The sequence below is a fragment of the Colwellia sp. E150_009 genome (assembly GCF_053543955.1).
Genome location: NZ_JBHFOM010000007.1, coordinates 61,815 through 75,181 on the forward strand (window position 1 = coordinate 61,815; position 13,367 = coordinate 75,181).

General features: G+C 35.6%; 9 protein-coding genes. 6 read left to right on the forward strand and 3 right to left on the reverse strand.

Going from position 1 to position 13,367, the window contains the following annotated elements; translation table 11 throughout:
* Window positions 1-72: 72 nt before the first annotated feature.
* From ACE1OF_RS05190 to ACE1OF_RS05215, 6 genes are all read left to right on the forward strand, one after another.
* On the forward strand, window positions 73-1,707 hold the full coding sequence (locus tag ACE1OF_RS05190) for an alpha-D-glucose phosphate-specific phosphoglucomutase (protein WP_448893181.1): 1,635 nt from the start codon (window positions 73-75) through the stop codon (window positions 1,705-1,707).
* 161 nt (window positions 1,708-1,868) lie between these two features.
* Entirely contained in the window at window positions 1,869-3,428 is a 1,560-nt protein-coding gene (locus ACE1OF_RS05195) for a glycogen synthase (RefSeq protein ID WP_448893182.1), read from the forward strand.
* 336 nt (window positions 3,429-3,764) lie between these two features.
* On the forward strand, window positions 3,765-4,937 hold the full coding sequence (locus ACE1OF_RS05200) for a tetratricopeptide repeat protein (protein WP_448893183.1): 1,173 nt from the start codon (window positions 3,765-3,767) through the stop codon (window positions 4,935-4,937).
* Window positions 4,938-5,060: 123 nt separating this feature from the next.
* Window positions 5,061-5,615, forward strand: coding sequence for a phosphoribosyltransferase (locus ACE1OF_RS05205; RefSeq protein WP_448893184.1), 555 nt, complete (start codon window positions 5,061-5,063; stop codon window positions 5,613-5,615).
* Window positions 5,616-5,677: 62 nt separating this feature from the next.
* Window positions 5,678-6,934, forward strand: coding sequence for an alkaline phosphatase family protein (locus ACE1OF_RS05210; RefSeq protein ID WP_448893185.1), 1,257 nt, complete (start codon window positions 5,678-5,680; stop codon window positions 6,932-6,934).
* A gap of 112 nt (window positions 6,935-7,046) precedes the next feature.
* A complete protein-coding gene (locus tag ACE1OF_RS05215; protein WP_448893186.1) occupies window positions 7,047-8,282 on the forward strand; it encodes an EAL and HDOD domain-containing protein in 1,236 nt (411 codons plus the stop codon).
* Window positions 8,283-8,332: 50 nt separating this feature from the next.
* Here the strand turns inward: ACE1OF_RS05215 and ACE1OF_RS05220 are convergent, their stop codons facing one another.
* The 3 genes from ACE1OF_RS05220 to ACE1OF_RS05230 are packed head-to-tail and all read right to left on the reverse strand — an operon-like array spanning window position 8,333 to window position 13,306.
* Window positions 8,333-9,457: an ABC transporter permease gene (locus ACE1OF_RS05220; RefSeq protein ID WP_448893187.1), complete on the reverse strand. Its 1,125-nt coding sequence runs from the start codon at window positions 9,455-9,457 to the stop codon at window positions 8,333-8,335.
* Between the two features lie 3 nt (window positions 9,458-9,460).
* Complete coding sequence (gene rbbA / locus ACE1OF_RS05225; RefSeq protein WP_448893188.1) at window positions 9,461-12,253, reverse strand: ribosome-associated ATPase/putative transporter RbbA; 2,793 nt, start codon at window positions 12,251-12,253, stop codon at window positions 9,461-9,463.
* Between the two features lie 12 nt (window positions 12,254-12,265).
* Window positions 12,266-13,306 carry an HlyD family secretion protein gene (locus ACE1OF_RS05230; protein WP_448893189.1) on the reverse strand — a complete coding sequence of 347 codons (1,041 nt, stop codon included), beginning with the start codon at window positions 13,304-13,306 and terminating at the stop codon, window positions 12,266-12,268.
* Between the last annotated feature and the right edge of the window lie 61 nt (window positions 13,307-13,367).

Below are 13,367 nucleotides of genomic sequence, written 5' to 3' on the forward strand. Positions count from 1 at the left end.
GAATGCAATGTGAATTAATTAATATATTCAACTAGTTACTCTCATGATGGCTAGTTGACTTTAGGGGTAAAAATGACAATTAAACAAATTAAAACTAACGTTTTCACTGATCAAAAACCGGGTACATCTGGGTTAAGAAAAAAAGTAAAACAATTTCAACAAACAGGCTATTTAGAAAACTTTGTTCAGTCGGTATTCAACACCATTGCACCTTGTAAAGGTAAAACTTTGGTTATCGGTGGTGATGGGCGATTTTATAACTGCGAAGCAATACAAGTGATTATCCGCATGGCTGTTGCTAATGGATTTTCTCATTTATTAGTAGGTAAAGGCGGTATTTTATCAACACCTGCCGCTTCTTGTGTGATCCGAAAAAATAAAGCCTGTGGTGGTATCATTTTATCTGCTAGTCATAACCCAGGTGGACCAGATGAAGATTTCGGTATCAAATTTAACGGTGAGAATGGTGGTCCAGCAGCCGAAAAAATTACTGATGCAATTTTTGAACAAACATTATCAATTGAACACTATCAAACTATTGACGCTGAAAGTATTAATCTTGATGAATTAAGCACAACAATAATTGAAGAAACAACAATTGATGTGATAGATCCTGTTATTGATTATGCTGATTTAATGGAGTCTATGTTTGATTTTGATTTAATGAGAACTTTGTTTACCCAAGGTGATTTTCGAATGTGTTTTGATGCCATGCATGCTGTTAATGGTCCTTACGCGAAAGAAATACTTGAAAACAGACTTGGCGCACCTAAAGGTACGGTAATTAATGGTATTCCTTTAACTGATTTTGGTGGCGGTCATCCTGATCCTAACCTAGTACATGCTCATGAATTAGTCGAGTTGTTATTGGGCGATAACCCACTAGATTTTGGCGCAGCATCAGACGGTGATGGCGATAGAAATATGATTTTGGGTAAAAACTTTTATGTTAACCCATGTGACAGCCTTGCCGTATTAACAGCTAATGCACATCATATTCCTGCCTATTCAAAGGGTATAGCAGGTGTTGCTCGCTCAATGCCTACCAGTAGAGCAGTAGACCGTGTTGCAACCGCAATGGACATAACATGTTATGAAACACCAACGGGCTGGAAGTTTTTTGGTAACTTATTAGATGCTGGAAAAATAACTTTATGCGGTGAAGAGAGTTTCGGTACGGGTTCTAATCATGTGAGAGAAAAAGATGGCTTATGGGCAGTATTATTTTGGCTTAATTTAATTGCCATTAAAAAACAGTCATTAAGTGACATTGTTAACGATCATTGGAAACAATTTGGTAGAGATTATTTTACACGCCATGATTATGAAGCGGTAGATAGCGAAAAAGCTCATGCGATGATTGCGCAATTAAAAGAAAAGCTGGTTAATTTACCAGGGCAAAAATTTTCAGGGGTTGAAATAGAAAAGGCTGATGATTTTCAGTATATCGATCCAGTTGATTCAAGCACAACAATTGCACAAGGTGTTAGGCTTTATTTAGATAATGGCGGAAGAATAGTTTATAGGCTTTCTGGTACGGGTACACAAGGTGCTACTTTACGTGTCTATATTGATTGTTTTGAAAGTAATCTAGCATTGTTAGCACAAGATACACAACAAGCACTAACAGCGTTAATTTCCATAGCCGATAGCATAGCTGGTATAAAACAATTTACAGGTAGAGATAAACCAGATGTAATTACGTAAATACGTAGTTGCCAAACCAATGCTACATTCTTAACTGGTGTTGATAATGTAGAGTAAAATATTGCCCCTTCATCAGCCAAGAAGTATCGGGCCGAAGTCCAACTTAGTGGTCGTTTAAATTGGCTATTTTTACTGAATAAATATTAAACAAAGGGGAATAAATGAAAATATTGATGGCTGCAGCAGAAAATGATGCTTTCTCTGGTGGTAAAGTTGGTGGAATTGGTGATGTTGTACGTGATATTCCATTAGCACTTGCCAGTATAGACCAACAAGTTGATGTGGTGATACCTGGTTATGGTGTTTTCTCTAAACTTTCAACGGCTAAGCGCGTTACGGTACTTCAGGTTATGTTTTGCGGGCACCATCATACAGTAGAAGTATTTAAAATTATTTCTGATATGAATAATGTGACTCAATGGGTAATTGAACATGCATTATTTTCTCAAGGTGGTGAAGGAAAAATTTATTGCGACGACCCCGATAATCGGCCATTTGCTTCTGATGCAACTAAATTTGCACTCTTTAGTGCTGCAGTTGCCAAAGCCATTATAAGTGATGTTTTTGGTCACATTGATGTGCTACATCTACACGACTGGCATACGGCTATGGTATCGGTGCTTCGTGCCTTTGACCCAGAATACCAACAACTTCGAACAATAAAAACTGTTTATACTATTCATAATCTTGCGTTACAAGGTATTAGGCCTATTGCTGATGATGAATCCTCATTAAAAGCGTGGTTCCCTGATTTATCATTTGATCTTAATGTAATTAATGATCCCCGTTATAACCATTGTTATAACCCAATGCGTGCAGGTATTAAGCTTGCCGATAAAGTTCATGCAGTATCACCTACCTACGCTAAAGAAATTTTACTACCAAGTAATGCTGAGCACGGTTACTTCGGTGGTGAGGGCTTAGAAAATGATTTACGTGCTGCAAAAAATGAAGGACGTTTGCATGGCATACTGAATGGTTGTGAATACAGTAACCTACACAATGCTAAACCTTTAAGTTTCAATAAACTGCTGCAAATATGTGAAAACGAACTAATAAAATGGTTAGGAAATAAACCGTTAGTTGATAGTGCACATTTAATTGCCACCACAAGAATAAAACAATTAACGTGTGATAAACCGAAATCCAAGCCGTTAATTCTTACTTCAGTTGGGCGAATAACTGATCAAAAAATACGTTTATTTAAGCAAACTATGGCAAGTGGAGAAAGTGCCTTAGAGAATTTGTTAGGCATACTTGGCAATGAAGGCCTTTTTATATTACTTGGCAGTGGTGACCCTTCATTAGAACACTTTTTAACTCAAGTAGCTGCGAAACACGCAAACTTTATTTTTCTTAAAGGCTACTCAGAAGCCTTATCTGAAAGTTTGTATAGTACGGGTGACTTGTTTCTTATGCCAAGCTCTTTTGAACCTTGTGGTATCAGTCAAATGCTATCAATGCGCGCGGGTCAGCCTTGTTTAGCTCATAGGGTAGGTGGTTTAACCGATACTATTATACATAATGAAAATGGCTTTACGTTTACAGGTAATACTCCTGATGAACAAGTTGAAAATATGTTAATTTGCTTTAAAAAGATATTAAACGTTAAACTAACACAGGCAAAACAATGGCAAGGGATTGTTAAAAATGCTGTTAATGCTCGCTTTTTATGGCAAAACGTAGCACATGATTATGTAAAGTATTTATATTCTGAATAATAAAATAAATAACCTCAATTTAGTTTAAGAAGTTCTTAACTCATTGTAAATTCATGTTTAATTTTTCTACGTTCATTGTAGTGAGATAGTTTTGCTTAATTCAAGGCAAATTTACGCGTCAATAGCTGGTCTATTGTAAGTGAATGTAACGAAGAAGGCCGAGCTGCGGTAAATAGTAAAAGAGGGAATGAATATCTGTATTCTTGTGTATTTAAACTGTATTTATTGTAATTGTGTTTTTGTAAATAAATATTACTAATCAAGAGTATTCATAGTGTTTTTCTATATTTTGGCTATGCTTTAGTTATCCCTTTCTAAAATTATTTGGGAGAAACCATGAAACATATCTTATTTATTTTTCTTGTTTTACCTGCACTACTTTCTTGTCAAAATAGCAATAATAGTTACATGAAGGCAGGTAGTCTTGTTAAGCCTGTTTATTTAGACCAACAGTTTATTAATTCCACTTCGTTGCGTGTAGAAACAGAAGAAGAAGTCTTTATGCTTGACGATGAAATGATTCAGATGGTTGAAAATTTCCTTAACACTAATAAAAATGATCAAATAAAAGCCAAGCAATTATTGAAACAAATTTTTTCATCTGAAAAAATTTCATTAAGTTACTCAAGTAATGCTAATCTTACTGCTAGAGAAGCTTTTCATAGTCAAAAAGCGAATTGTATGTCGCTAACGATAATGGCCTACGCTTTAGCGAAAAGAGCCAAGTTAAATATTAATTTTCAACAGGTTGACGTTCCCGAATATTGGGTGAGAAATGGTCAATATAATTTACTAACCGGACATATAAACCTACTTGTTAACCCTAGAAATCCAAGAAAATACATTGTATATGGTAATGATTCTATCCAAATTGATTTTGACCCCTATGCCATTAAACAATCATTTCCTAGAAAAGTAATATCTAAAAAAACAGTCTTAGCTATGTTCTATAACAACAAAGGGGGACAAGCAATTGTTGAAGGAAAATATAATATTGCTTATCAATATCTTAAAGCAGCAGCATCCACTGATACTATGTTGAGCTCTGCTTGGGGGAACTTAGCCGTATTATATCGACTAACAGGTTATTTACCTGAAGCTGAGGATACATATCGGTATGCTATTGCAATTAACCATAATAATTTAACCTCATTAACAAACTTAGCCAAGTTGTTACGAAGCCAACAAAAGAATGAAGAAGCTGACGAAATAGAAAGTATACTTTTACAAAAACGCATCAATAATCCTTATTATCATGCCGTGTTAGCTGATGAAGCTTATTATCAACACGACTACCTTAACGCATTGAAGCATTACAAAAAAGCGTTACGCTTAAGCAACAAAATACATGAAATTTATTTTGGTATTGCAAAAGTTTATTACCAAATGAACAGGCTATCTGATGCTGAAAGGGCCTTAAAAAAAGCACTTTCTCTTAATAATGCAAAATCTATAGAGCACCAATATATTGCTAAATTAAATTTTTTACAGGCAGAAAGAATTCATTAAAAATTAACTTTATATAGTAACCGCAAGTGTTAAACTTAAAAACCTGACTAATTAGACAAATAATTTAAAAAATAAACGCAATCGCGTTATAATAACTAAAAATTTGAATTAAGGTTATTTTCAATGGATAAAAAATTTATTACCGCTCAAGAATTACTTGAAGACTCTTTTAGGCTTGCTGCGAAAGTATACGAAGATGGTTTCAGGCCACAATTTATTGTGGGAATTTGGCGAGGAGGGGCTCCTATCGGTATTGCGGTGCAAGAATTTTTTGACTATAAAAATGTGGAAACAGACCATATTGCGGTACGCACTTCATCCTATTATGGTATTGACCAACAAAGTAAAGAAATTACAGTTCACGGTTTACACTACATTATTGAAAATGCTAACGCCGATGATGGCTTGTTGATAGTAGATGATGTATTTGATTCGGGACGTAGTATTAAAGCCTTAATTGAAAAGCTTAAATCAACCATGAGAAATAACATGCCTACAGATGTACGTATCGCATGTCCTTGGTATAAACCTAGTAATAAACAAGTAGACATTACACCTCATTACACTATACATGAATCAACTGAATGGTTAGTATTTCCTCATGAAATATCAGGTTTAACATCAGAAGAAATTTTTAAAGGTAAGACTGATTTAGCCAATATTAAAGAATTGTTTTAGTTACAGCATATAGCAACTTATTAATATTGTTTAACTGATAACAATTTTACAAAGGAAAGCACATGATACGTTTATTATTCTCTTGTTTTTTAGTGTTGATTCTTTGCGGCAAGGCTTATAGCGAAACGGTTAAACCTGTTGTAATTTTGTTATCAATTGACGGTTTTGCTTATGAGTACCTTCATAAGTATCAACCACCGAATATGCTAGCGTTATCAAAATCAGGCATTAAGGCAAAACTTCAGTCGGTTTACCCAAGCAAAACTTTTCCCAATCACTTGTCTATTATTACTGGTTCTTACCCAATACATCATGGAATTACGAATAATGCTTTCTACAGTCCTGAGATAAAACAACAATACCGTTTAGGTGCAGGTAAAAATAATGCGGCTTGGTTAAAAGCAGATCCTTTATGGGTTTTGGCAGAGCAAAACGACATAAAATCAGCTGTTTATTTTTGGCCTGAATCAGAAGCCCTAGACAAACAGCCAACCTATAACATAGGGTTTAACACTAAAGATTCTAATGAAAAGCGTTTTGCTCAATTACTACAATGGTTAATGTTGCCAAGTGAACAACAACCTCAACTAATTGTTAGTTATTTTTCAATCGTTGACAGTGCAGGGCATACTTATGGCCCTAATTCAAATGAGGTTAAACAAGCCATTAATGACATTGACTTTTTAATAGGTGATTTTGTTGCAAAAATTGCAACTGAAGTACCTTATGAAGTAAATCTTATCATCGTATCTGATCATGGCATGATGCAAACAGATAAAAGTAAACTTGTTAAACCGTCACAGGTTTTTGACGCTTCAATTCTTAATTTAATAAAAAATAATGTAATCACTGTATCTCGAAATGATACTCAAATATATCTTTACTTTACGCAGCCAAATCTGGATGAGCTGAAACAATTAGAAATTACACAACGCTTAAAAAAACAAGCAGAAACTGATTTGAATAAGCATTTATACACCCTCTATACCAAGGGAAATTACCCTAAAAATTGGCAACTAGCTGATAATAATACACTGGTGCCAGATATTATTTTTGAAGCAACACCCCCTGCAACTTTTGTAAAAGAAAATATTGATTTAAATACTTCAAATAATGGCACACATGGATATGATCCCATTAATCAGAAGGGTTTGTTGGGCATATTTCTGGCGACAGGCCCTGATATATTAAAAAGTAAGGAAATATTACTTTTTGAAAATATTCATGTTTTTCCTTTTATCACTGATTTGCTTACCATTACCCCCCCTGCTAACATTGATGGTACAGGTGAAATGCTAAAACCTTACCTTAAAAAATAAATATACCAATATTGCACATTGAACAAAAAAACACCTAAGATAGAATTTTACTCTAGCAATTTCATAAGATAGTGGTAATCTTAAAGTAATTAATTATTAATAATATTGTAAAATGAAACATACTTATATCGCCAGACAAGCCATTCTTAATGAAAAATTAGAAACTATTGGTTATGAATTATTATTTAGAGATAGTTGCGATAATAAGTTCCCTGATATTGAGCACGATGTTGCCAGTTCAAAGTTAATTATTCAAAACCATATTCATGGTGATATAGAAACAATCAGTATGGGTAAATTGTCCTTTATTAATTTTACTGAAAATTGTTTAATTCACAAATTCCCCTTAATGTTTAACAAAGACTCTATTGTTATTGAACTTGTAGGGGCTGAAAAACCCACAAAAAAATTATTGAAAATTATTAAGTTTTATCATGACAATGGTTATATGGTTGCGTTAACAGAATATGATTTAGAGCCTCATTGGGACATACTTTTTCCTTATATTGATATTATTAAAATTGATATTGAGAAAATTAATACTAAACGTATTATTCATGCCGTTGAACGCATGAGACCTTTTAATATTGCAATTGCTGCTGAAAAGGTTGAAACAAGAAACCAACAACAAACATTAGCTGAAGTAGGTTTTGATTATTTTCAAGGTTATTTTTACCATCAACCTGAAATTATTGAAGGGCAGGCATTATCACCCATTAAAACTCAAATGCTTAACTTGCTAAGTGAAACGTTTAACTATCCATTGAATTTTGAATCAGTAGCCGAAATTATAAGTCATGATGTTAATTTAACGGTTGGGCTACTTAAAATGGTGAACAATGTTTCAACAGGATCTCGTGTTGAAATAACTTCATTAAAGCAAGCAGCGGCGTATTTGGGTGAAGATAAACTAAGACAATTTGTTTCAATTCTTGCCTTATCTAACCTAACTTCAGAAACCACCGACGAAGTCTGTAAACAAGCGTTAATTACTGGCAAAATGATGCTTGCATTAAGTAATAATATTGTCTTTAGAGCCGTTAATGATTTTGCGTTTATTACAGGATTACTCAGTGCTATTGAAGTCATGTTGTCCATGCCAATGTCAGAAATTGTTAAAACAATGCCTTTGGCAAAACCAATAGAAACCGCATTAGTGAAGCATGATGGTTTATTAGGGAAGTTACTTGATTTAACCACTAATTATATTCTTGGCCATGAAAAGTTAAATTCAAACGAAACATTAGAAAATAGCTTAAAACAATACGCATTAGATAAAGAAGTTGTTCAAGCTGAGTTCTTAAAAGCAATTCAATGGTGTAATAGCCTTAATATTAAAGCAGCATAACTACTAACTGCTTTTACCGTTACAGCTGCTTTAATACTGTTACAATAACCTTACGTCATTCTTTCTAAAGATCGTCTAAACATTGCAAGACTAGCGATAAAGAATACTGCCCCCAACGCTATGATTATAGTAAGTTGAGGCCAAACTAAATCAAACCCAGCACCACGAAATACAACCGCTTGAGAGAAGTCCATAAAGTGTCTTGAAGGTAATAACCAGGTGATAGGTTGAATAATATCGGGTTGACTTTCTATTGGGGTTAAACCACCAGAAAGCATTACCATAGGAATAATGACCATAAGCACTAACAGAGAAAATTGTGCCATAGTTTGTGCAATTGTTCCTAAAAAAATGCCAATGGCAGCTGCTGCAAATAAGTAAGAAGCTGTTCCCAGTAATAATAATAATTTTGAACCAGCGATAGGAATATCGAGCGTTTGTTCGACCATAACTAACATAGACAACGCAAAAGCAACTAAAATAATTAAACCATTAGACCAAATTTTGGCAATTACTATCTGAAAAGCATTTAAAGGCATGACTAGTAAATGTTCAATTGTTCCGTGTTCACGCTCGCGCAACAAGGCTGCACCCGTTAAAATAATTGTTAACATCGTTATTTGATTAAGTAATGCATTGATAGCACTAAACCACATGCCAGTACCATTTGGATTAAAGGCACGACGTTGAATTAATTGTACGGGATAAGCTGTGGTTGCATCAGAACGGTTGGCAAAATGATTAACTTCTTTGGTAATAATACTTTGTATATAACTATTACCAATGCTTGCTTGTGTAACAGCGGTGGCATCAATATCTATTTGTACTGTAGGTTGACGACCTTGTCGTATGTTTTGTTCAAATTTAGGTGGAATGGTAACCACAAACATAAAGGTGTCTTGATCCATACCTCGATCAATTTCTGCTGCTGAAATAAGCGTCGGTGTTTTAAAGTAGGGTGGATATAGCGCGTTTGCGATAGCCCCAGACAATGCTGAATTGTCCTCATCAACAATAGCAATAGACGCATTATGTACTGATTCACTAATAGCAGTAGACTCAGCATAGATAGCCAAACTAAATGAATAAACAATTAACATTAACATGATAACGTCACTCAAAAGGCTGCGTAATTCTTTTATGCCAAGCCAAAATATATTGATCCATGTTTTCATGGTCTAACGTTCCTGCTTTTTAAGAAAAAAGGCGGCAATAGCAATAAATATAGGCCCAAATAAGGCAAGCACAATGATATCGTTTGCTAAATCGAAAAAGCCAAGACCTTTGGTAAAGGCTGCAACACTCAAATGCATATAATATGTTGCAGGCCAAAGCGTACCAATAATATGCCCTGAACCCTCAAGTGTAGAGGTGGGTTGCACAATGCCTGAAAATTGAAGGGTAGGTAGCATGCATAAAATGGCAGTAGCAAAAATAGAAGCCACTTGAGACTTAGTTACCGAGGCGATAAGTAAGCCAAAGCCTGTTGCTGCAATGATATAGCACAAAGCACCTAGCATTAAGCCTAAAAAGCTACCTTTTAACGGTACTTGTAACAAATAGACAACCATAATGGTTAAAATAAAAAAGTTAAGCATTCCTATGGCAATGTATGGCAGTTGTTTCCCCATTAAAAACTCGAGTTTTTTAGTGGGAGTTACAAAAAAGTTAGTAATAGTGCCAATTTCTTTTTCTCTGGATATGCTCACTGCCATAAGAATAGCTGGAAACAATAATAACAGCATGGCTGGTGTTTTAGGGCCTATTGAATAGACTGTTTTAAACGTTGGATTGTAACGGTAGCGTGATTCAAGCTTAACATTTGCTAAGGCACTCATATCTAACCCTACATTTTTAGCTAGCTCAGCTATATAACTTAGGTGCACTCCAGTTACATATCCCTCAATGGTACCTGAACGGATAGTATTTGAGCCATCTATCCATGCTGAAATACTGGGTGATTTACCATTTTTTAGGTCCCGCCCAAACCCTGCAGGTATTTCAATAGCTAAGGTGATATCATTTGATCGTAAACGTCGCTCTAATTCTTCGTTACTTTGCACATTTGGCCGACTCACAAAGTACCGTGAGCCTTCAAAATTACTTAAATACTGACGGCTTTCTGGTGTTCTATCATTGTCAAACGCTGCGTAATTTAAATTTTCAACATCAAGTGAAATACCATAAGCTATGACTATTAACAGTATTGCACTGCCAATAAATGCGAACGCTAGGCGTATTGGATCACGTAATACTTGCATAGATTCAAGGTAACTGTAGGCTAAAAGCCGATGAAAACTAAATCGATTATATTTAACCGTGTCTTTTTTAGATGGTACATTTTCGATTGTTATAGGTTGAGCTATTGAAGGCGTAATATCGACCTGATTGTTAGATTGAGAGGCTTGTTGTCTATGTTCTTTTTGTTTTTTACGCTGAATGGCATCTTCTAAATATTCTATAAATGCCTGTTCTAACGTATTAACATTTTTTGTTTCAATTAACTGTTGTGGCGTACCATAAATTAGCACTTCACCTGCATGCATTAACGAAATTCGATCGCAACGCAGCGCCTCGTTCATAAAATGAGTAGACACAAAAATAGTTACTTTGTCTTTACGTGACAGCTCTACCAGTAATTCCCAAAATAAATCTCTAGCGATGGGGTCAACACCCGAAGTAGGCTCATCTAGTATCAGCATTTCTGGTTCATGAATAACTGCGACCGCAAGCGACAGTCGTTGGCGCATACCCAAGGGTAACGATGCCGCAGGTTCATCCAGGTAGGTAAGTAATCCAAAACGATTAACGAGTTCATCTATTCTAGAGGCTGCTTGTGCGGGAGATAGATGAAACAAACGTGCATGTAAGGTTAAATTTTGAGAGACAGTTAATTCACCATACAATGAAAAAGCCTGAGACATAAAGCCAACCCGTTGACGCGTTTCTAAGTCATTGGCATCTATTGGTTTACCAAATAAATACGCATCACCACTTGATACAGGCAATAAACCCGTAAGCATTTTCATCGTTGTTGTTTTGCCACAACCATTTGAGCCTAGAAAACCAAAAATCTCCCCAACTTGTATTTCAAAACTAACATTGTTAACTGCAGTAAAGTCACCAAAACGGCGACTTAAATGCTCAGCTATTATGGCAGGGGAGTCTTGCGTCTTTTGATAGGGTGGAATAATAAGTTCACTATGGTTAGCTCGTTTTTTTTCAGGTAACAAGCTGACAAAGGCACTTTCTAAATTTTGAGCATTAGTTTTTGTTTTTAATTCCTGTGGTGTGCCAATATCAAGCACATGCCCAGCGTCCATCGCAATTAAATAATCAAAACCTTCCGCCTCATCCATATAGGCAGTAGATACCAATACACTCATTGTCGGGCGTTCTGCCCTTATTGAGGCAATTAGTTGCCAAAACTGTTGTCTCGACAGTGGGTCAACACCCGTGGTAGGTTCGTCTAATATGAGTAAGTCAGGGTCATGGATAAGCGCACAACATAAACCAAGTTTTTGTTTCATACCGCCTGAAAGCTTTTTAGCAGGTCGAGATAAAAAAGCATGTAATTCAGTTGCTTTTGTTAATTTATCTATGCGTAATTTACGTTCAGCAGTAGATTGATTAAATAGTTTTCCAAAGAAATCTAAATTTTCTTCAACACTTAGTTCTGAATAAAGGTTTTTACCTAAACCTTGTGGCATATAGGCAATACGAGGGCCGATCATCTCTCGGTTCTTAGCAGACGTCATATCACCGTTTAATACGATTAATTGTCCTTGTTGAAGTTTTCTTGCACCCGAAATTAATCCCATCAATGTCGACTTTCCAACACCGTCAGGCCCTAATAGCCCAACCATCAAACCTGCTGGAATAGATAAGTTAATATTGTCGAGTGCCAACGTATTATTATAGTAATGGGTAACACCTGTAATGCTCGCTACTGTTTGCCGAGTTTCGTTCACTTTAGGCGTCCTTTACTGATTGTTTTGCTCAACAGGGCTGCTTTCACTTGATAAAACATCATCAGGTAATTTTTGTAAAAAATCAGGCCAAGGAGAAGGCTTTTCACCTTTTTCTGGTGACAAACGGATATAAGCTACGCCTCTTGCGCCTGTTTTAACTTGTTCAATATGTTCTAACACTAATGCTTGAGGTATACGTACTTTTACACGAAACATTAATTTATCTCGTTCGCTCTGTGTTTCAACTTGTTTTGGTGTGAATTGTGATTCAGGTGAAACAAAGCTCACTTGAGCGGGAATAGCCGTATCGATAATATCGAGTTTTATCCTTGCTTGTGCGCCAATAGGGGTTAAATAAGCTTGTGCTGAAGGCAAGAACATTTCCATATAAATTTCACCAAGGTTGATAATAGTAAGGACTTTTCCGCCGCCCCCTAATACTTCATTTGGTTGTGCTAAACGATAAAGTACACGACCCATTACAGGAGATTTAAGTGTTGCCTCATCAATTTGAGTTTGTACACGCGTGACTGCAGATTTAGCAACTAAAACTGATTGTTCAAGGGTATGCACATGTGCTTTTGCAGCAGTATAAACAGCAACAGCAGTATCTCTTATGGTTTTTGTTTTATCGGCAATACTTTGTGACATTGCTCCTGTTTTAACTAAGGGGGCAACACGTTTTAACTCAAGCTCAGCCAAGGTTAATTCACTTTTTCGTTGTGCTATTAACGCAGCACCTTCAGCTACAGCAGCTTGTGCTTGAGCAACCTGAGCTTGTGTCTGTGCTAATTGAGCATCAAGTTCAGTGGTATCCATTTTAGCAAGTATTTGATTTGGTTTAACTAAATCACCTTCTTGAACTAAAATATGCTTTACCCGCCCTGAATATTTAGTGGTAATATCCACTTGATCTGCTTCAATCCTTCCGTTACCAGAAACAAAATCTTTCGCTAATATTGATTGCTGTTGTTGCCACCATTGCCATGTGAAAGTTGCGCTAACAGCAATAACAACACCGAAGACCAAAAAGCTAATCACTGATTTTTTCATGATTTTTTCCATAAAATTATTTGATTGTTCAAGTAATATCGACAGTTATAATCATTGAGTT